Annotated in this window: 14 protein-coding genes, 1 other RNA gene and 3 pseudogenes; 12 read left to right on the plus strand and 6 right to left on the minus strand. The window is 57.8% G+C overall.

Annotated features, from left to right (window positions below):
* Positions 1 to 102: 102 nt before the first annotated feature.
* Positions 103 to 870: a GntR family transcriptional regulator gene (locus tag AC1MEA_RS03765; RefSeq protein WP_219063851.1), complete on the minus strand. Its 768-nt coding sequence runs from the start codon at positions 868 to 870 to the stop codon at positions 103 to 105.
* 411 nt (positions 871 to 1,281) lie between these two features.
* Here AC1MEA_RS03765 and AC1MEA_RS03770 point away from each other — a divergent pair, with 411 nt between their 5' ends.
* From AC1MEA_RS03770 to AC1MEA_RS03810, 9 genes and pseudogenes are all read left to right on the plus strand, one after another.
* Complete coding sequence (locus AC1MEA_RS03770; RefSeq protein WP_219063852.1) at positions 1,282 to 2,976, plus strand: lactate permease LctP family transporter; 1,695 nt, start codon at positions 1,282 to 1,284, stop codon at positions 2,974 to 2,976.
* Between the two features lie 150 nt (positions 2,977 to 3,126).
* The gene (locus AC1MEA_RS03775; RefSeq protein WP_219063853.1) at positions 3,127 to 3,951 is read left to right on the plus strand and encodes a (Fe-S)-binding protein; all 825 of its coding nucleotides are present in this window, start codon (positions 3,127 to 3,129) and stop codon (positions 3,949 to 3,951) included.
* Complete coding sequence (locus AC1MEA_RS03780; RefSeq protein ID WP_480916770.1) at positions 3,948 to 5,438, plus strand: LutB/LldF family L-lactate oxidation iron-sulfur protein; 1,491 nt, start codon at positions 3,948 to 3,950, stop codon at positions 5,436 to 5,438. The genes AC1MEA_RS03775 and AC1MEA_RS03780 overlap by 4 nt, the downstream gene beginning before the upstream one ends.
* Complete coding sequence (locus tag AC1MEA_RS03785; protein ID WP_480916771.1) at positions 5,435 to 6,106, plus strand: LutC/YkgG family protein; 672 nt, start codon at positions 5,435 to 5,437, stop codon at positions 6,104 to 6,106. Before AC1MEA_RS03780 ends, AC1MEA_RS03785 begins: the two co-directional genes overlap by 4 nt.
* Positions 6,103 to 8,913 (plus strand): FAD-binding and (Fe-S)-binding domain-containing protein, encoded by a 2,811-nt coding sequence (locus AC1MEA_RS03790; protein WP_480916772.1) that lies wholly within the window; start codon positions 6,103 to 6,105, stop codon positions 8,911 to 8,913. Before AC1MEA_RS03785 ends, AC1MEA_RS03790 begins: the two co-directional genes overlap by 4 nt.
* Before the next feature lie 213 nt (positions 8,914 to 9,126).
* Entirely contained in the window at positions 9,127 to 9,396 is a 270-nt protein-coding gene (locus AC1MEA_RS03795; RefSeq protein WP_219063857.1) for a hypothetical protein, read from the plus strand.
* 118 nt (positions 9,397 to 9,514) lie between these two features.
* Positions 9,515 to 9,908: a transfer-messenger RNA gene (gene ssrA / locus AC1MEA_RS03800) on the plus strand.
* A gap of 1,480 nt (positions 9,909 to 11,388) precedes the next feature.
* Positions 11,389 to 12,363, plus strand: a pseudogene (locus AC1MEA_RS03805) (PDC sensor domain-containing protein); the annotation flags it as partial.
* A gap of 429 nt (positions 12,364 to 12,792) precedes the next feature.
* Positions 12,793 to 13,311 (plus strand): annotated as a pseudogene (locus tag AC1MEA_RS03810) (methyl-accepting chemotaxis protein); the annotation flags it as partial.
* Between the two features lie 188 nt (positions 13,312 to 13,499).
* On the opposite strand, the gene AC1MEA_RS03815 reads toward AC1MEA_RS03810, so the two are convergent.
* From AC1MEA_RS03815 to AC1MEA_RS03825, 3 genes are all read right to left on the minus strand, one after another.
* The gene (locus tag AC1MEA_RS03815; RefSeq protein ID WP_480916773.1) at positions 13,500 to 14,396 is read right to left on the minus strand and encodes a nucleotidyl transferase AbiEii/AbiGii toxin family protein; all 897 of its coding nucleotides are present in this window, start codon (positions 14,394 to 14,396) and stop codon (positions 13,500 to 13,502) included.
* Positions 14,383 to 14,910, minus strand: a complete 528-nt coding sequence (gene abiEi, locus AC1MEA_RS03820) for a type IV toxin-antitoxin system AbiEi family antitoxin (protein ID WP_480916774.1) — start codon at positions 14,908 to 14,910, stop codon at positions 14,383 to 14,385. The genes AC1MEA_RS03815 and abiEi overlap by 14 nt, the downstream gene beginning before the upstream one ends.
* A 128-nt stretch (positions 14,911 to 15,038) precedes the next feature.
* On the minus strand, positions 15,039 to 16,451 hold the full coding sequence (locus AC1MEA_RS03825) for an MFS transporter (RefSeq protein WP_480916775.1): 1,413 nt from the start codon (positions 16,449 to 16,451) through the stop codon (positions 15,039 to 15,041).
* A gap of 71 nt (positions 16,452 to 16,522) precedes the next feature.
* Here AC1MEA_RS03825 and AC1MEA_RS03830 point away from each other — a divergent pair, with 71 nt between their 5' ends.
* The 3 genes from AC1MEA_RS03830 to AC1MEA_RS03840 all read left to right on the plus strand — a co-directional run bounded on the left by AC1MEA_RS03830 (position 16,523) and on the right by AC1MEA_RS03840 (position 17,890).
* Positions 16,523 to 17,194 (plus strand): helix-turn-helix transcriptional regulator, encoded by a 672-nt coding sequence (locus AC1MEA_RS03830; RefSeq protein WP_480916776.1) that lies wholly within the window; start codon positions 16,523 to 16,525, stop codon positions 17,192 to 17,194.
* A gap of 71 nt (positions 17,195 to 17,265) precedes the next feature.
* On the plus strand, positions 17,266 to 17,499 hold the full coding sequence (locus AC1MEA_RS03835) for a DUF2845 domain-containing protein (RefSeq protein WP_480916777.1): 234 nt from the start codon (positions 17,266 to 17,268) through the stop codon (positions 17,497 to 17,499).
* Positions 17,500 to 17,617: 118 nt separating this feature from the next.
* Positions 17,618 to 17,890: a hypothetical protein gene (locus AC1MEA_RS03840; RefSeq protein ID WP_219064278.1), complete on the plus strand. Its 273-nt coding sequence runs from the start codon at positions 17,618 to 17,620 to the stop codon at positions 17,888 to 17,890.
* A 100-nt stretch (positions 17,891 to 17,990) separates the two neighbouring features.
* Here AC1MEA_RS03840 and AC1MEA_RS03845 read toward each other — a convergent pair whose 3' ends face one another.
* Together AC1MEA_RS03845 and AC1MEA_RS03850 are read right to left on the minus strand one after the other, a co-directional pair.
* Positions 17,991 to 18,695, minus strand: a complete 705-nt coding sequence (locus AC1MEA_RS03845) for a methyl-accepting chemotaxis protein (protein ID WP_480918093.1) — start codon at positions 18,693 to 18,695, stop codon at positions 17,991 to 17,993.
* 201 nt (positions 18,696 to 18,896) lie between these two features.
* Positions 18,897 to 19,676 (minus strand): annotated as a pseudogene (locus AC1MEA_RS03850) (cache domain-containing protein); the annotation flags it as partial.
* Between the last annotated feature and the right edge of the window lie 40 nt (positions 19,677 to 19,716).

Raw genomic sequence — 19,716 nt, forward strand, 5'->3', positions numbered from 1 at the left:
CTGACGCACTGCGGCGCTTCATGTGCGAGTAAATTCGCTCTCACGGAGGATACGTAATCTCTGTGAGAGCGAATTTGTTCGCAAAATAGTCCGGGCCAGCCCTCACATCCCGTTACGCCTCTCCGCCCGCGCCGTGCGCTGCACTTGTTGCCGCACCTCTTCCAGCACCTCCTGCACATAGAGCAGATGGCGGCTGGCAACTTCGCGCGCACCTTCCGCACGGCCTTCGATAATCGCCAAGTACAGCTCACGGTGCTGACTGATCAGCATGTCGCGAGTCTCCGTGCGTTGCTTGTACATGCCACCGATGTTGGTCACGACATTACGCTTGAGCAGATCGAACAGCCCCCGAATCGTGTGCAGTAGCACCGCGTTATGGCTTGCTTCAGCGATGGCCAGATGGAAGCTCGCATCGGCAGCGCCCTCCTCGGCCCGACTGACTTCGCCGACCCGCGAATAACAGTCCTGCAATAAATCAAAGGCCGCCCGCAGCCGCTCACGGTCGACGTCCGTCGCGCGCAAGGCTGCGTAATACGCGCACGAAGCTTCCAGCGTATGGCGGAACTCAAGCAGATCGCGCTGAGCATCCGGATTGCTTTCCAGCAAATGCAGCAACGGATCGCTGAATGTCGACCCCAGATTCTCGACCACGTAATTGCCACCGCCCTGGCGGCTGATCAACAAACCTTTGGCCGTAAGCTTTTGAATCGCCTCACGCAAGGATGGGCGCGAGACACCAAACTGTTCTGCCAACGCACGCTCGGCAGGCAAGCGCTCTCCAGACTTCAATGTGCCTTCGAGAATCATCCCTTCCAGTTGCTCGACAATATCGTCAGACAAACGGCGCTGACGCACCTGATCAAACCCCATAACTCACTCCACCTCCCCGATCATCTGTCGGGACCGCCTATTCTCGCCGATTGCCGCCGCGCCGACACCCTTCAGGTTCAGCTGCAAATGCCACATCAATGCAAATTTTTTCGCAAATCGACGAAAGTATTAGAAGGGCAAATTGACACACCAATAGCTAGGCTTTTAACCTAGCGTCCAGACATTGTAAATTGGTATTACCAATTATCCAATGCCGGCGTTCAGTGGCCACTATCCACGACGCCGCAAGACCTCTCGTCATAGCGAAAGGCTTGAGCTGGTGAGCTGTGCGACTTGTTCGTCAGCCTCGATTCGACGACCACGATGTAGCGTGCGGGCCGTCGACAACGAGCTGCGATCTTGCGATACGGAACATCGGGCCTGACCAACAACAATTAGGGGCCACCCCATATGCAAACCTGGCAACAGTTCTATACCCCACTCGGCAGCCTTGGCTTCTCCGCTATCGCCGCAGTTATTCCCATCGTGTTTTTCTTCATGGCCTTGGCTGTGTTCCGGCTAAAGGGTCATGTTGCAGGCACCATTACGCTGCTGTTATCGGTACTGATAGCGATCTTCGCCTTCAAAATGCCAGCTGATATGGCCGTTGCAGCCGCCGGATACGGGTTCGCCTATGGCGTCTGGCCGATTGCCTGGATCATCATCGCAGCGGTATTCCTCTACAAACTGACGGTTAAAAGTGGTCAGTTCGAGATTATCCGCAGCTCGGTCCTGACCATCACCGACGACCCGCGCCTGCAAGTGCTGCTGATCGCCTTCTGCTTTGGCGCCTTCCTTGAAGGTGCGGCAGGTTTCGGTGCGCCAGTGGCGATTACTGCAGCATTGCTGGTGGGCCTGGGCTTCAACCCGCTCTATGCCGCCGGGTTGTGCCTGATTGCCAACACGGCCCCGGTCGCTTTCGGCGCATTGGGTATTCCGATCATCGTGGCGGGCCAGGTTTCGGGGATCGACGCGTTCAAGATCGGCGCCATGGCCGGCCGTCAATTGCCGTTGCTGTCGCTGTTCGTACCATTCTGGCTGGTGTTCATGATGGACGGCATGCGCGGCGTCAAGGAAACCTGGCCAGCCGCTCTGGTCGCAGGTTTTACCTTCGCCGCCAGCCAGTTCCTTACCTCGAACTTCATCGGCCCTGAACTGCCGGACATCACTTCGGCGCTGCTCAGCCTGATTGCCCTGACTCTGTTCCTCAAAGTCTGGCAGCCTAAACGTACCGCTGGCGCGCAAATGGCCGGTGCTACCCCGACTGGCCCAGTAGTCGCCAGCGCTGGCGGCTTCGGTCTGCCACGCACGTCGATCAAGTCTGAATACACCTTGGGCCAGATTTTCAAAGCGTGGTCACCCTTCCTGATTCTGACCGTCATCGTCACCATCTGGACGCTTAAGCCGTTCAAGGCAATGTTCGCCGCCGGTGGTGCGATGCAGGCATGGACCATGAACTTTGCCATCCCGCATCTGGACCAACTGGTGTTCAAGGTCGCGCCTATCGTCGCCAACCAGACCGCCATGCCAGCCGTGTTCAAGTTCGACCTGATCGCCGCTTCCGGCTCTGCGATTCTGATCTCCGCATTGCTGTCGATGCTGGTGTTGCGAATCGGGGTCAAAACCGGTCTGACCACTTTCAAAGAAACCCTCTTTGAACTGCGCTGGGCCATCGTGTCCATTGGCATGGTGTTGGCGTTCGCCTTCGTGATGAACTTCTCCGGCATGTCCACCACGCTTGCACTGGTTCTGGCATCCACGGGCGCTGCGTTCCCGTTCTTCTCGCCGTTCCTTGGCTGGCTGGGCGTGTTCCTGACAGGTTCCGATACCTCCTCCAACGCGCTGTTTGGCTCATTGCAGGCAACGACCGCGCACCAGGTCGGTGTTAGCGATGTGCTGATGGTGGCCGCGAACTCCACCGGTGGCGTGACCGGCAAAATGATTTCACCACAGTCGATTGCTGTTGCCTGCGCCGCCACTGGCCTGGTGGGCAAAGAATCCGACCTGTTCCGCTTCACCCTCAAACACAGTCTGTTCTTTGCCACCATCGTCGGCTGCATCACCCTGGCTCAGGCTTATTGGTTCACCGGCATGCTGGTTCACTAACAGCATCCACACCCGCAACGACCTGGCGCCGGGCTAACCCCCGGCGTCAACCATTCATGACCGGGTCTGCAAAGCGGTTGAAAGCTAAGACGATGCATCTTTCGACCGCGGCGCTGGACGGATAACCGGGACCACCCGGAGAAACGCCTGATGAGCGAGCTCTATTACAACGCCGTACCTAATGCGACCCGCGTCGCACCGCCACAGGCCGAACCACGGCACTACCCTGACGTAAAACCTGAGCGGGTCTACCTGTTCGGCACCTGCGTGGTCGACCTGTTTTACCCGGAAGCCGGCATGGACGCGATTCACCTGCTCGAACGCGAAGGCATTCGGGTCGAATTCCCCCAGGGGCAAAGCTGCTGCGGACAACCTGCTTACACCTCCGGTTACACCGATCAGGCGCGTGAAGTCGCGCGTGCGCAACTGGCATTGTTCTCGGGTGATTACCCGGTGGTCGTACCTTCCGGCTCATGCGCCGGCATGCTGCGCGAGCACTACCCGGACTTGTTCAAGGACGAGCCGGAAACCTTGAAGCAGGTCCATGCCCTGGCCGCCCGCACCTATGAACTGGCGGAGTTTCTGCTGTTCGTGTGCAAAGTGAAGCTCCAGGACAGTGGCGCACCGATCAAGGTGGCGCTGCATACGTCCTGCTCGGCACGCCGGGAAATGAATACGCATTTGCACGTCCGGGAACTGTTGTCCCAGATGAGCAACGTCGAGCGGGTAGACCACAGTCACGAAAGTGAATGCTGTGGTTTTGGCGGGACGTTCAGCGTGCGCATGCCGGATATTTCCGGGGCCATGGTCGCGGACAAGACACGTGCGTTAAAAGAGTCGGGCGCGCATCAGGTAGTGACCGCCGACTGCGGCTGCTTGATGAACATCAACGGCTCGCTGGAAAAACAACGGGAATCGCTACGCGGCCAACACGTGGCCAGTTTCCTGTGGCAACGCACCGGAGGTGGACAATGAGCACGCAAACACTGATCCCCACCGTTGAGATACACGAAGACTTCCGCGCCCGAGCCCACAAAGCCTTGGGCGACAGCCAACTGCGCAACAACTTCCGCACCGCCATGGACTCGCTGATGACCAAGCGCGCAGCCGCGTTCAGCGATGCCGACGAGCGTGAACGTCTGCGCACCCTGGGCAATGCGATTCGGGCGCGCGCCCTGTCCAAGCTGCCCGATTTGCTTGAACAGCTGGAACGAAACCTGACCCGTAATGGCGTGAAGGTGCATTGGGCGGAAACGGTAGAAGAAGCCAATGACATTGTCCTCTCGATCGTCGAGGCTCATGAAGCCCGGCAAGTGATCAAGGGCAAGTCGATGGTCAGCGAAGAAATGGAAATGAATGATTTCCTCGCAGCCCGTAGCGTTGAATGCCTGGAATCGGACATGGGCGAATACATCGTCCAGCTCGACCACGAGAAGCCGTCGCACATCATCATGCCAGCGATTCACAAAAACGCCGGCCAGGTGGGCACCTTGTTCCACGAAAAACTGGGCGTGGACTACACCAAAGACGTCGACAAACTGATCCAGATCGGTCGCAAAGTGCTACGCCAAAAATTCTTCGAAGCCGACATCGGCGTCTCCGGCGTCAACTTCGCCGTGGCTGAAACCGGCACCCTGTTGCTGGTCGAAAACGAAGGCAACGGCCGCATGTGCACCACGGTTCCGCCGGTGCATATCGCCGTGACCGGCATCGAAAAAGTCGTCGAGAACCTGCGTGACACCGTCCCACTGCTGTCGCTGTTGACCCGCTCGGCGCTGGGCATCCCCATCACCACGTACGTCAACATGATCTCCGGCCCACGCAAGGCCGATGAACTGGATGGCCCGCAAGAAGTGCACCTGGTGCTGCTCGATAACGGCCGCAGCCAGGCGTTCGCCGACAGTGAACTGCGCCAGACCCTGAACTGCATCCGCTGCGGCGCCTGCATGAACCACTGCCCGGTCTATACCCGCATCGGCGGCCATGCCTATGGCGAGGTGTACCCAGGCCCCATCGGTAAAATCATCACCCCGCACATGGTCGGCCTGAACAAAGTCCCGGACCACCCCAGCGCTTCGTCGTTGTGCGGCGCCTGCGGCGAAGTCTGCCCGGTGAAGATTCCGATCCCGGCCCTGTTGCGTCGCCTGCGCGAAGAAAACGTCAAATCGCCGGACGCGCCGAATAAAGTCATGCGTGGTCAAGGCAGCAAATACTCACGCACAGAACGCTTTATCTGGAATGCCTGGTCGCGCCTCAATAGCTCGCCGGCGCTGTACCGCGTGTTCGGCTTTTTCGCGACCCGCCTGCGCAATTTGACCCCAAGCAACATCGGCCCGTGGACGCAGAATCACAGCGCACCGAAACCGGCAGCCCGCTCGCTGCATGAGCTGGCCCGTGAACATTTGGCCAAGCAGTCGACAGATAATCAGTCGATAGAGAAGCAACCGGGAGCCAAGCGATGAGCGCCAAGCAAAACATCCTCAACAAGCTGCGCCACAGCCTGACCGGTGCCACGCCGATCACCGACAACTTCGACGAAGAGCTGGTGACCACCCCGTGGAGTTACGCGCCGGAACAACGGCTCGCGCAGTTGCGCAAACTGATGGAAGCCGTGCACACCGAAATCCATCTCAGCACCGAACAGGGCTGGCCGGAGCTGCTCGGACAATTGGTGCATGACCGCCAATTGCCGAGCCTGTTGATCGCCCCGAGCACGCCTCACGGTCGACGCGTCAGCGAACATTGGACCGTGCACCCCGAGTTACCGCCGCTCAAGGCCTATGACCGTCCGGTAGAGGCGTGGAAAACCGAGCTGTTCGACGACACCCCCGCCAGCTTCACCACCACCCTGGGCGCCATTGCTGCCACCGGCAGCCTGATTCTATGGCCGACCCGCGAAGAGCCGCGTTTGATGAGTCTGGTGCCGCCCGTGCATTTCGCCCTGCTCAAGGCCAGCGAAATCTACGACAACTTTTATCAGGTTCAGCAAAAACAGAAATGGGCAGCCGGCATGCCGACCAACGCACTGCTGGTGTCCGGCCCATCAAAAACCGCTGATATTGAACAGATCCTGGCTTACGGCGCCCACGGCCCGAAAGATCTGGTGGTACTGATTCTGGAGGATGCATGAGCCTGCCCGCTGTATTCCTGCGCGAAGCCGAGCGACTGATTCCCAAGAACAGACGCTTCGACGACCCGCTTTCAACCCTGGCCTTCGGCACTGATGCAAGCTTCTACCGGCTGATCCCGAAACTGGTGATCCGCGTCGAGTCCGAAGACGAAGTGGTCGCGCTGCTCAAGCTGGCTCAAGCTGAAAGCGTGCCGGTGACGTTTCGGGCTGCGGGCACCAGCTTGTCCGGCCAGGCCATCAGCGATTCAGTGCTGATCGTGCTCGGCGACAACTGGAACGGCAGAGAGATTCGCGGTCAGGGCACGCAGATCCGCCTGCAACCGGGGGTCATTGGTGCTCAGGCGAATGCCTGGCTGGCACCGTTCGGGCGCAAGATCGGCCCGGACCCGGCGTCGATCAACGCCTGCAAAATCGGCGGCATCGTCGCCAACAACTCCAGCGGCATGTGCTGTGGCACCGCGCAGAACACTTATCACACCCTCGCCGGGATTCGACTGGTATTGGCTGACGGCACCCGCCTGGACACCGAAGACTCCGCCAGCGTCGCCGCGTTTCGCGACAGCCATGCCGACCTGCTGGAACAGCTGACCCGACTCGGCCGCGAGACACGTGCCAACAGCACACTAGCCGCAAAGATTCGCCACAAATACCGCCTGAAAAACACCACCGGCCTGTCACTCAACGCCCTGGTGGATTTCGATGAGCCACTGGATATCCTCAGCCACTTGCTGGTCGGCTCCGAAGGCACCCTCGGTTTTATCAGCGCGGTCACTTACGACACCGTTATCGACCACCCGTACAAAGCATCGGCGCTGATCGTGTTCCCCGATGTGGAAACCTGCTGCACCGCCGTCACCGTCCTGAAAAGCCAACCGGTTGCCGCAGTCGAACTGCTGGACCGGCGCAGCATGCGGTCGGTGCAGGACAAACCAGGCATGCCTGCCTTCGTCCGCGAATTATCGGAAAACGCCTGCGCCCTGCTGATCGAATCCCGCGCCGCCTCCCAGGCATTACTGCATGAGCAGCTCGCGCAGATCATGGCCTCGCTGGCCTCATTCCCGGTGGAGAAGCAGGTCGACTTTACCGAAGACCCCGTGGAAAACGCCCGTCTCTGGGCGATTCGCAAAGACACTTTCCCCGCCGTTGGCGCCGTGCGTAAAACCGGTACCACGGTGATCATCGAGGACGTTACCTTCCCGGTCGAACAACTGGCGATTGGCGTGCGTCGACTGATCGCGCTGTTCGACAAGCATCACTACGACGAAGCGATCCTGTTCGGCCACGCGCTGGAAGGCAACCTGCACTTTGTGTTCACTCAGGGGTTCGACAGCCCTTCGCAAGTCGCCCGTTATCAAGCGTTCATGGACGACGTCACGCAACTGGTGGCCGTAGAGTTCGGCGGCTCATTGAAAGCCGAGCACGGCACCGGACGCAACATGGCGCCCTTTGTCGAGCTGGAATGGGGCAGCGATGCCTACCAACTGATGTGGCAGCTCAAACGGCTGCTTGATCCTAACGGCATCCTTAACCCGGACGTGGTGCTCAGCACCGATCCGCAGATCCATTTGAAACACCTCAAGCCACTGCCCGCCGCCGATGAGATCGTCGACAAATGCATCGAGTGCGGGTTTTGCGAGCCGGTCTGTCCGTCCAAAGGGCTGACGCTGAGCCCACGACAACGCATCGTGATCTGGCGCGATATCCAGGCGAAAAAACGCGCGGGCATCGACACCACTGATCTGGAACGCGACTACCACTATCAAGGCATCGACACCTGTGCCGCGACAGGGCTGTGTGCGCAACGTTGCCCGGTCGGGATCAATACCGGCGAGTTGGTGAAGAAGCTGCGCAGCCGCGAAGCGACCCATGGCAAAACTGCGGACTGGCTGGCCCATAATTTCAAGACCGCGCTGCAAGGTGCGCGCTTCACGCTGCACGTGGCCAACGGTGCGCGGATGCTCTTGGGCGCGCCACGCCTGGCGAAAATCTCCGCAGCGCTGAGCAAGGCGTCGTCAGGTCGCGTGCCGCAGTGGACCGCCGCCATGCCGCAGCCGGAGCGGGCCATTCGTTTCAGCCCACCGATCGATGATCAGCGCCCACGCGTGGTGTACCTGGCAGCGTGTGTATCACGCGTCATGGGCCCCGCAGCGAGCGACCGCGAACAGATGTCGCTGCTGGACAAAACCCGCGGGCTATTGGAGAAGGCCGGGTATCAGGTGGTCTTCCCCGACAATCAGGACAGCCTGTGCTGCGGGCAACCCTTTGCCTCAAAAGGCTACAACGAGCAAGCCGAGGACAAACGCCAGGAACTGCTCGCGGCCTTGATCAAGGCCAGTCGCGGCGGTCTCGACCCGATCTACTGCGACACCAGCCCATGCACCCTGCGCCTGGTTCAGGACCTGAAAGACACGCGCCTGGACCTGTACGACCCGGTGCGTTTCATCCGCACTCACCTGTTGGACAAGCTGCACTTCACCCCCCAGCAGGAAGCCATCGCAGTGCATGTCACCTGCAGCACCCAACACTTGGGCGAGAGCCAGGCCTTGATCGAACTGGCGCGCCTGTGCAGCCAGAATGTGGTGATACCCGAAGGCATCCACTGCTGCGGTTTTGCCGGCGACAAGGGCTTCACTACGCCGGAACTGAACGCGCATTCATTGCGCACCTTGAAAGACGCGGTGCAGTACTGCAACGAAGGCATTTCCACCAGCCGGACCTGTGAAATCGGCCTGTCGCAACACGGCGGTATCGATTACCACGGACTGGTTTATCTGGTGGATCGAGTGACTCAAGCCAAGTCGGCGTAAAACCTCCCTGACGGGGCCTACACGCCCCGTCAGGACGCCAGACGTCGCAAGAATGGCTTTTTCACAGACAGCTCAAGAAAAAATAGAACCCCTGCGTTACGCCAGAGTCAATCTATTCAAGCCCTCCCCAGAAGTGATCCGGGCTTACCACAGCGCTCGGGCCATCGGCCTCATAGACCGTCCATCCCGAGTCCACAGGCTAAGGAGACACACATGAAGCGCACTGCACTCACTGGATTGTTCCTCACCGCCGCCCTGTTGGCTTCCCCGGTATTTGCCGCTGATGATCTGTGCGACGCCAATCTGCAGCAGATCAAAGATGACCTGACTACCGGCGCGACCGACATGGGCGACGACACCCTGATGAACCTCAAGGAAGCGCAAAAGGAAGCCATGGCCGCAAAAGCGGCTGGCGACAATAAAAAATGCATCGAGCTGACCGAAAAGGCGCTGGAAGAGGCTGACAAGGGTGAGGACAGGTAAAAGCATTGCCGAGGCCAGCCTTGGGGCTGGCCTGTTTCACCCCGTCGCCTGACAGAAAGTCGACGTCCTCCCTGCATTGAGGTAGACTCACCACTTGACTGCTAGAGCAGTTGTAATTGGGGCCGATTAGGATTCGACGCCGGTCGCGAAACTCTAGGGGCATGCCGAGTTGGTAACAGAACTCGTAAATCCACTGTTGCAACTTCTTATAGTTGCCAATGACGAAACCTACGGGGAATACGCTCTCGCTGCGTAAGCAGCCTTAGCCCTTCCCTCCTGGTCGCTTCGGCGCCAGCAATCACTAGGGGATGTCTGTAAACCCGAAGTGATTGTCATATAGAACAGAATCGCCGTGCAGTATGTTGTGGACGAATCGGCTAAAAATTACACAGCTCGCCCAATGCACCCTGCCCGTCGGGCCGCTGAGGGTTAACTTAATAGACACGGCTAAGCATGTAGTCCCGAAAGCGGAGTACTGGCGGACGGGGGTTCAAATCCCCCCGGCTCCACCAAACGAAGCACCAACGAAGCCCGCCTTGTGCGGGCTTTGTTGTATCTGGGGCTTGGGAAAATATCGGTTCAGGCGGTCGTGGCAGGAGGTTCCGCCCTGTCGCGCAGGAAGCGCGACCACTCCGATCAGCGTCGTAGCAAACGCAAACCGCTTACCGCCGATCCTCCCGGCACCAACCCCTGGCTCGCAGAATCATCCCGTGCCGTGAGCGTTTTTCCAGCCGCCGTTTAATCTGATGAATGATCGGTTTGTTAGAAAACCCCGTCATCCACTCCGATGAGACCCGGCCAGTCAGTCGTGGGTGTGGGGCCGGCCAGTGGCCCACCGGAACGAAAAAGGGTGCTCAGCCGTTGTTCCGCCACAGGCTAAGGCCGTACGACGGTGCTCAGCGCGCGCGGTGAGACCGGACGCTATTTAGAACAACCCAATACCGTACTTAAGTACAAAACTTAAGACCGTCTAACTGCATTCGCACCTTAACTTTCTTCGAAAAACCAGAGTTCATCCGAACCTTTCCTTTTCAGTGTGAAATTTAAAACCAGTACTAAAGTATAAAATTTCGTGAAAATAAAAACCGCACATTTATATGTTAGCCGGCTAACATTTCTACATTAATCTAAGTGGGTACGCGGCTGACGCAACAGGTATTTAGTTAAGCAAAAAAACGCTTTCACAATTTTTTTACATACTATTAAATATGGTTGAATTATTGAGCCACGTCAGTGTATCAGCTCGTCTTCGGGAGGTAGCATACTGTGTGTTATGGAGTGATTTAACAGACGAACATAGCGTGCGGGGTGACATAGACTCCCTCGCCTATTGTTTAGACTTGATGAGAATCACTTATACGGAATCAATGGTTTTAACGTCGGGGAGGTTATGCGCGGGCCGAGCTGCCCCGACTACCAACGTCTAGCGCAACCGGCTGTGGGGAGGATATCCATACGGCCGCGGTGCCAACCATGTCTACGCCAAATGTCGTTCCGGCGATCAGACGGGACGGGCTGTAGAGCGTATTAGAGCAACGCTCACTCACCGAATTTCCCAACACCGTAAAACTAAAGTCAATGGACCCTGACTACTTAGCTGTCACGCTGCGAACCTCCTGCGCTGAGTATTTCTCTTTCGCCGGAGGTCGGGTGTAAGCAGCAAGTGATTGAGCGTTATCTGCCAGGGCGAGCAAGTGCATTCGGCACTTTCATTTTTGACGTTAGTCACAACAAAAGCGAGCTGGGGAAACCATGAAATTCACATCACTGCAAGCCAGGATTTGCACCACCGCAGGTATATGCCTGTTTGTTTCGTCGGCAAGTCTGGTTTCATATGGGCTTTTTTCTTCCAGGGCCAATGACCAATACGTCGCCAGCGAAGTGTCGGCGCTTGTTGAAAAGTCGACCATTCGTGAAGTGCAGAACCTCGCCGAATCCAGGGCTAACGCCATTCAGGCCAAGTTGCAGAATGCATTGGATTCGGCACGCACCATGGCCAATACCTTTGCTGCCAGCAAGACCTTGCAAAGCCCGCTTTCACTCGGGCGAGAGCAGATCAATAACGTGTTGCTCAGTGTGCTAAAGGATAATCCTGACTTTAACGGCACCTATTCATGCTGGGAGCCTGATGCGCTGGACGGGCAGGATCAGGCTTTTCGCAACGGGCAGGAGGGTAACAACCCTCTGACCGGACGCTTCACGCCTTACTGGACACGCAGTTCCGACGGCCATGTCGCGGTGCAGCCGCTGGTCGAGTATGACTCCCAGGAACGTCATCCCAATGGTGTGCCCAAGGGCGGCTGGTATGCCGGCCCTCGCGACACCCTCAAGGAAAGCGTGCTGGACCCGATCCCTTATGTGGTGCAGGGCAAGAATGTCTGGCTGACCACCTTGTCGGTGCCGATCGTGGCCAATGGCAAGTTCTACGGTGTGGTCGGCGCCGACTTCGACATTGCCTTCATTCAGAAGCTCAGCGAGCAGATGTCTGCAGACCTGTATGGCGGCAAAGGCTCGGTGTCGATATTGAGCAACCAGGGGTTGGTGGTTGCAGACAGTCAACGCACCGAGCTTATCGGCCAGTCCATCAAGTCGCTGTTACCCAAGAGCTGGGAAAAGACCTTGGGCGATATCCAGAGCGGTCGCGGTGACGGCCTGCTCAACAAGGAGACTCAGGACATCGAAGTGCTGATGCCGATCCAGCTGGGACGCACAGGCAAACCCTGGGCGATCCTGATTCGGCTGCCCAAAGCGGTGGTCATGAGTCAGGCGATTGCCCTTGAGCAAGAGCTGCAGTCGCGCAGCACCAGCAGCAGTGTCTGGCAGGTGTCAGTGGGGCTGGGGATTTCGCTGCTGGCCCTGGTGGCGCTGTGGTTTGCCGCAGCGAAAATAGTTGGGCCGATCCGCGAGGCCGCAGCACTGGCCGCCAACATCAGCTTGGGGGATTTCTCGCGCCGGCTGGTTCAGCAATCCGAGGATGAAGTGGGACAGCTGTCTTTTGCCCTGAACGAAATGTCGGAAAGCCTGCAGCGCCAGGTTCGGGTGGCCGAACGTATTTCCGAAGGGGATCTGGATCTGGAAGTCAGGCTATCGTCCCCGCACGATACCTTGGGCAAGTCATTGGAGAAAATGGTCAGCAATCTCAATAACCTGATTTCCGAAGTACAGGTCAGTGCAACCCGGATTACCGGCAGTTCCGCACAGGTCACCGACTTGAGTCAGTCGTTGTCCGATGGCGCGTCCAACTCTGCATCGTCCATTACCGAGATCAGCGCCGTGATGACGCAGATGGCCGCGCAGACCACAGACAACGCCGACAACGCCAAAAAAGCCGATGAGCAATCCCAGGCGTCACGGGCCGACGCAGGCGAAAGCGACAAACTAATGAGTGAGTTGATCGCCGCCATGGCCGAGATCGACAACTCTGGCAAAGACATCACCGCGATCATCACGACTATCGACAACATCGCTGCACAAACCAATCTATTGGCGTTGAATGCGGCGATCGAGGCCGCCAGAGCCGGAGAGCTTGGGCGCGGATTTGCCGTGGTGGCCGATGAGGTGCGCAGCCTGGCAGCGCGTAGTGCCGAGGCAGCACAGCAAACAGCGGCGCTGATTGCCGACTCCTCCACCAAGACTCAGCGCGGCATGATTATCGCTGGCCGCACCGCCGAGTCGCTGAAGAACATTGTCAGCGGCACCAGCTCGGTGTCCAGCCTGGTGTCGCTGATTTACCAGGCGTCGAGCGAGCAGGCTTCCGGTCTGCGGCAGGCCAGTATCGGCCTTGAGCAGATCGATGAAGTGACCCAGCAAAACCAATCCAACTCACATGAGTGCGCTTTGGCTGCCAAGGATCTTTCGGAGCGAGCATCAGTGATGCAAGGTGTGTTAAGTCGATTCAAAATAAAAAACACGTAGAGAGGCGCTGAACAAATCACCCTTTCAGACCGTGCCGCCGGGCGCCACCAAACGAAGCACCAACGAAGCCCGCCTTGTGCGGGCTTTGTTGTATCCGGGGTTTGAGTTCTGTGACCGTTTCGCAAAGTTTCTGCCGGCGTCTTTCCCACCTTCGTGCAGACAAAGTCGGTCTAGACAATCGTCCGAAATCACATCTTGAAGACACCGCTGGAGTCATCGCCGTTGAGCGCTTTCTCGGTCAATGCGTATAAATCACGTATATGGCCGACCAGAAACGTCCAGAATGCGGCTTGGTTGACAGTTTGCGTCACCAGCTCAACCGGTAAAAACCGACTCATTTCTTTGCGAAAGTCGGTCACTACCTTTGGCTCGGAATCCAGCATCTCCGTGCGCTCCTTGAACAGGGCGAGGAAATACTTGGATACGCACTGATGGTCGGCGAGCTTTTTATCAATCAAGTCCAGTTGCGGCATTATCCCCTGCTGGCGCAACCACACCATGTCCCAGAGATCACGGTTCTTGATTCGATTGGGACGCAAAGCAAAAGCAACGATCTTGTCGGCATAAATTTCTTCGCGTGTTTCCGCTTGCAGGATCAGACCGCTCGTCCCCATGTCGACCCCATAAGGATTTAGAAGCAGCATGGGCTGTGGCTGGTAGCTCGGAATGGAGCACACATCGATATTGATGCGCTGGGCAGGCAGATCCTTGCGCCCAGGCCTTGTTTGAACTTTCAGCTTCCAGGTGTCTACATTACCTTCCTCGCGAACAGGGTCGCCAACCTCGACTTCAAGGCCGTATTTAGTCTTCAGACTTTCAACCAGTACGCGACCAAGCTCACTCAGACTCGCGCGATTGAAGTCAGCCCCACCCGTGAAGTCGAGATCCTCGCTCAGCCGGTTGGACCCGTAGCACGCTCGCAGGCACGTACCTCCGATGAATGTCAGTTTGGTGAGCATGCCTGCAGAACTCAGTGCCAGCATGATGTCGTGATGCAGCAGTTCTTTTTCTACAACTACCCGCAACGGGGCCAAATCCTGTTTGCTTTTAAGCGCTTCATCCACCAGCTCATCAAACAAACTCATTGGCAACGCTCCAATCGATTAAGTCCATGTTCCGCTTCGCGGCCTTCATGTCACGCAATGCCTGTTTGGGGGTTGCCCGCCATAAACGGCAACGCGAGTCATAGTGAACGTCGCGAACCAGGTCTTGTGGTTTTTGACGGGTGTGCACAAATTCGATGGTCCCCCATCGACCACATGAAATCCTGCTGCTGCGCCCAGATGACATCAGCGTGATCCAATTAATCGGGATCTGCGAAATGACCCCGGAATCACTCAATGCCGTTTCAAGGCTGATGTAATTGAACTGAGTTGCGCGCAGCCTCGCCGCAGCATGAAACAGCACCAATCCGCCGGATGGATTTACCGGTTCAAACAGGTACAGCCCCCTGCACACCCGAGCCAAATACCCTTGCGATACAGCCCGACTCAACAGCGTTTTGTAGGCACCATCAGAAAGGTCAGGCACAAGCGCCCTTAGGTCGTCTGGCGTGAAGAGGTAGCGTTCTTTACTGGCGAGCCGTGCCAGGTCACGCATCAGTCGCCGCATAGGCTGCGTGGGAGTAGAGATTGGCTGCATGCCGATCACTCAACAGAAAGTTTCATTTAATGTAACTTGCTGTCGAGTCGATAACAAGGCTAGAGCCTTCCATGCCTGTCTAGTCGCTAACCGATCCGGCGAGCAAGCAGCATGGCTAACATCGGTGCCAAAGCGAAACTGGCGAACAACCACACGGCAGCCGACTGCGTGCCCGCGATGCCGTCCTGCCCGCCGAGCCCTGCCGCATTTGCGACCAATCCCGCGACCGCCGCGCCTATGGCCATGCCGTACAGTTGAACCGTGGTGATTGCGGCAGACGCCATGCCGCCTTCACCGGGTGGCGCCAGGGTCAAAACACGGGTCAGCAGATGTGGCCAGCAAATGCCGACGCCCGCCCCCACACCGGCCAGCGCCAGACCGCAGAAAAGTGTGCGCACACCCGCAGGCAGGTCGTCGACTGCCGGCATCAGTACTGCCAGCACCAGCAGACTGGCCGCACACAGCAGTGGACCGACACGCAACAGACGCGCGGCAGTAACACCGCCGTGGCCTGACGAAAACAGTGATGCCATGCTCCAACCTGCCGCCATCGCCGCAGTCAGGTAGCCTGCCGCCAGCGGTGTCAGGCCCTGCAGTTTTTGCAGGAAATAAGGCACGAAGATTTCCGTCGTGGTGCCGATCAACAGCAAAGCAACGCTCGCATAAACAGCGCCCAGCGACGTGCCGAGAGCGGTCGCGCCGACCGGCAGCAAGCGTACGCTGGCACGCCGATCACACACGATGGCACTCATGCCCAAAGCCAGACCAGCGACGACACCAAGGCACTGCCATATCAGTGCCACCGACAAGCTGCCCGCAGCGATGGCCAGCACGGAGGTTGCCAGCAGCCCGATCTGCATGAAAGGAATGCGAGGCGTGCTGTCCACGGAGGATTCCCGCTCACCCATCGGCTGCAATTGCCCGACCACCAGCAGCCCTTGCAACAGCGCCACCGGCAGCAGCGTCCAGAACGCCCAGCGCCAATGGCCCGACTGAGCGAACAGCCCGCCCAATGCGGGTCCGCATAGCGTCGCCACCCCCCACATGCCAGAGACCAGCGCCACTGCGCGTGGCCATAGGCGCGGCTCGAACACGACCCGAATCAACGCGTAGCTCAGCGCCGCCAGAGTGCCGCCACCGAGACCCTGCACGCTGCGACCTGCCAGCATCCAGGGCATTGAAGTGGCGAGTGCGCAACCGGCCGACCCCACGGCGAACACCGTCAGCGCCGCAACGCAGGCTCCGCGTTGACCCAGCACCGCCAGCAGCCAGACGGACAGCGCCGCACCGACAATAGAGGCCACGACGAAGAGCGTGGTGTTCCAGGCGTACCAGTCGAGTCCTCCGATGTCCTGCACCACTGACGGCAACACCGTAGTGACAATGTGGACGTTGATCGCATGCAGCGCCACGCCCCCCATCAGTGCCAGCGCCAGCACGCCGTTTCTGCCTCGCAGCAAGTCACCCCAAGCGGTAACAGTCAGTGAATCTGTGTGCATTCTCATTCCCTCGACAGGTGGACAGCCAACGCCTAATATCCAAGCATTGGCTTGGATATTAGGTGGCTACATTGAATTACACAAGAGAAGGCTTGGATATCTCGGCCTCACTGCCAACGCCGGATCGCATCCTGCTCTTCATCAAAACCAAGGGCTCCGTTTCAAACGCAGCCATTGCCCAGGCCCTGGACATGACTGCCGAGGCGGCGCGTCAGCAGGTGCAAAAGCTGGTAGCAGCGGGTTTGATCGAAGGTCGACTGGAAGCAGCATCCGGCGTCGGTCGCCCGCACCAGAACTGGGTGCTCACCGAGGCGGGTAACGGTCGCTTCCCTGATACGCATGCCCAATTGACCGTGCAGTTGATTGGTTCGATACGCCAGATTTTTGGGGACGAAGGTCTGGATCGCTTGATTACGCAACGCGAAGTGGACGCGCGAGCGAGCTATCAACAGGTCTGTACGGGCGACTCCTTGCAGGAGCGACTGGAGCAACTGGCGATGATTCGCACGCAGGAGGGGTATATGGCGCGCGTCGAGCGCGACGGCAAGGATTGGTTGCTGATTGAAGACCATTGCCCGATTTGTGCAGCCGCCCGCACATGCCAAGGCTTCTGCCGCTCCGAGTTGCAGGTGTTTCAGGAAATCGCCGGACAGGACGCTACGGTTGTCCGGGAAGAGCATCTGCTCAGCGACGCACGACGCTGCGTCTACCGCATTGCCGGTACTCAAGCGACCACGTCGTGACACCTCCCATGATCAATCGATACTTAATCTTAAGTCTGCTGCTAACCCTGAGCGCGAGCGCACAAGGATCGATGCGTTGTGGTACCGGCATCGTTTCCGGAGGAGAGACCACCTCCGAGGTCATCGAAAAGTGCGGTAAACCGTCGGAGTCCAACGTGATCGACCCCGTCATCGGCGAGAACGGGTATCTGAAGCGAGGATCTGTGACCATTGAGCATTGGGTCTATGGACCTGCCAACGGTGGCTACCGATACCTGAAGTTCATTGATGGCAAACTGGTAGGGATTGAGTTCAAGCGGAAATAATTGCGTATCGTTATAATCGCGGGGCTTCGGTCCAATGGATCAGAGCCTGTATCCAACCCCGGCGACCCGCGCAGATTACGCCGCGTCCGCCGAGCCCCACATGCTCAAGGAGATGTCCATGAAACGCGTAGTAATGACTGGATTGTTCCTTACCACTGCACTATTGGCGGCCCCGGTGTTTGCCGGGAACGAAAGCAGTCTGTGCCAGATAAACCTGCAAAAAGTCAGAGACGCTCTGGTGAGCAATCCCCAATTGAACGAGCAACTGAAGGGCGATGTCGAGACCACCGTCCATAGAGCCGAAGCAGCCCTCGCCAGGAACAACGACGAAGGCGCAAGAGAATGCATTTCTCTAACGACCCAGGCGCTGCAAAAAGCCCAGAGCCATTAAGGCGACCGGCAAGTCACGGCGAGCCCCGTCACCTTCGCACCAGACTTTGAGGTGATGGGGCACGCAACGACAACTGCCCGCTTGTTGTTGCCCCCATTATTCAAACTTTGAACTGCCCCACCAACCCTTGCAATTGAGCGCCCAGACTGCTCAGTTCACGGGCTGTCTGCGCGCCCTCTACAGCGTCGATTGCGACACTGTCCACGGCGACAGCTATCTGGTGGACGCTACGATTGATCTCCTCAGCGACCGCTGTCTGCTCTTCCGCAGCACTGGCAATTTGGGCATTCATCGAGTTAATCGTTGCGATCAACTGAGCCATGGCGTCCAGCGACGTACCGGCAAGATTCGAGTGTTTTTGAGTGTCCTCTCCCATCTCACTGGCATGCTGCATGGCCGCAACGGCTTTGCTGGTGGCCGTTTGCAAACGATCAATCATTACCTGGATTTCACCCGTGCTGTGCTGGGTCCTGCTGGCCAAGGCGCGTACTTCGTCAGCAACCACCGCGAAGCCACGTCCCGCTTCACCCGCTCGTGCAGCTTCGATCGCCGCGTTGAGCGCCAACAAATTGGTCTGCTCGGCAATCGAACGGATCACGTCCAGAACGCTCACGATGCTCTGCACATCCTGACGTAATGTTTCCATGGTATCGCTGGAGCCTCGAACCTCGGTCACCAACTGATGGATTTGGGAGATGCTTTTATCCACAACTTGCTTGGCCGTCTGCCCCTCTTTGTCAGTCTCGCTCGCTGCGTCGGCCGCTTGCTGAGCACTGTGGGCAACTTCATGGGCGGCAGCGGACATTTCATTGATGGCAGTGGCGACCTGGTCAGTTTCATGGCGCTGAGCACTGATCGCCTGCTCGGAACGATGCGCCTGATTAGCCACGGCCGTGACGAGCGTGGAGAGTTTGCCGGTGGTGCCCGCGACCTGTTGTACCAACACATGAATCTTTGCAACGAACAGGTTAAAGGAGTTGGCCAATTCCCCCAGCTCATCCTGGCTTGTCACCAGCAAGCGCTGAGTCAAATCGCCCTCGCCAGAAGCCATATCGTCCAGATTGCGTTTGATCCGTAACAATGGCTTGAGCAAGGTGCTGCTCATCATGACGGCCAACACCGCCATGAAGATAAGCAGGCCCACCGCAGAGCCGATCATCACCATCAAGAGGCTGTGAACGCGGGTATCAAAACTACTGCGTGCTGCTTTTACTTGTGCCTCTACATCATCAAGATTGACGGACGTGCCGATAACCATGTCCCACTTGGGGAGAGAGAGGGAGTAACCCACTTTCGGCACCAGCACACTGCCGTCACTCAAGAGGAAGCTGTAGTGAACATAGTGACTATTGTCTCGCCCCGCACTCACCAACTCGCGAATTGCATACACGCCATTGGGGTCTTTGAACTCATAGAAGCTTTGACCAATTTTATCGTTGGTGTTGCCTTGAAAAATACGTACGGCATGGCTGTCATAGCCCCAGAAGTAGCCACTTTTTCCGTAGTTCAAACGCTTTAGCAGGGTGACGGCCTGGTCACGCGCCGTGATGTCGTTGTTGTCCGACCCTTCATAAATAGGTGCGATGGCATTCATCGCCACCTCTACATATTGCTTTATTTCGACACGATGATCTTCAATCAGGCGCTCGCGGGTCTGGGTTTCTTGTTGATCCGCCAGCGTCTGCAACGCTTGGATGACGACCGCACACACGATAAAAGCCAGCGCACAAATGGGCACCAGCGTTAACAGCAACAGTTTACTTCTCAAGCGCAAATGGGTGAGCATGGCAGGCCCCTTTAGTTAATCATAATGGCATACGTAAATC

Source organism: Pseudomonas sp. ASL8, assembly GCF_056680355.1.

Bases quoted from the DNA above. Each gene is read 5' to 3' on its own strand.
- AC1MEA_RS03765 (WP_219063851.1), bottom strand. From the start codon at position 870: ATGGGGTTTGATCAGGTGCGTCAGCGCCGTTTGTCTGACGATATTGTC.
- AC1MEA_RS03770 (WP_219063852.1), top strand. From the start codon at position 1,282: ATGCAAACCTGGCAACAGTTCTATACCCCACTCGGCAGCCTTGGCTTC.
- AC1MEA_RS03775 (WP_219063853.1), top strand. From the start codon at position 3,127: ATGAGCGAGCTCTATTACAACGCCGTACCTAATGCGACCCGCGTCGCA.
- AC1MEA_RS03780 (WP_480916770.1), top strand. From the start codon at position 3,948: ATGAGCACGCAAACACTGATCCCCACCGTTGAGATACACGAAGACTTC.
- AC1MEA_RS03785 (WP_480916771.1), top strand. From the start codon at position 5,435: ATGAGCGCCAAGCAAAACATCCTCAACAAGCTGCGCCACAGCCTGACC.
- AC1MEA_RS03790 (WP_480916772.1), top strand. From the start codon at position 6,103: ATGAGCCTGCCCGCTGTATTCCTGCGCGAAGCCGAGCGACTGATTCCC.
- AC1MEA_RS03795 (WP_219063857.1), top strand. From the start codon at position 9,127: ATGAAGCGCACTGCACTCACTGGATTGTTCCTCACCGCCGCCCTGTTG.
- AC1MEA_RS03815 (WP_480916773.1), bottom strand. From the start codon at position 14,396: ATGAGTTTGTTTGATGAGCTGGTGGATGAAGCGCTTAAAAGCAAACAG.
- abiEi (WP_480916774.1), bottom strand. From the start codon at position 14,910: ATGCGTGACCTGGCACGGCTCGCCAGTAAAGAACGCTACCTCTTCACG.
- AC1MEA_RS03825 (WP_480916775.1), bottom strand. From the start codon at position 16,451: ATGCACACAGATTCACTGACTGTTACCGCTTGGGGTGACTTGCTGCGA.
- AC1MEA_RS03835 (WP_480916777.1), top strand. From the start codon at position 17,266: ATGCGTTGTGGTACCGGCATCGTTTCCGGAGGAGAGACCACCTCCGAG.
- AC1MEA_RS03840 (WP_219064278.1), top strand. From the start codon at position 17,618: ATGAAACGCGTAGTAATGACTGGATTGTTCCTTACCACTGCACTATTG.
- AC1MEA_RS03845 (WP_480918093.1), bottom strand. From the start codon at position 18,695: ATGTCCGCTGCCGCCCATGAAGTTGCCCACAGTGCTCAGCAAGCGGCC.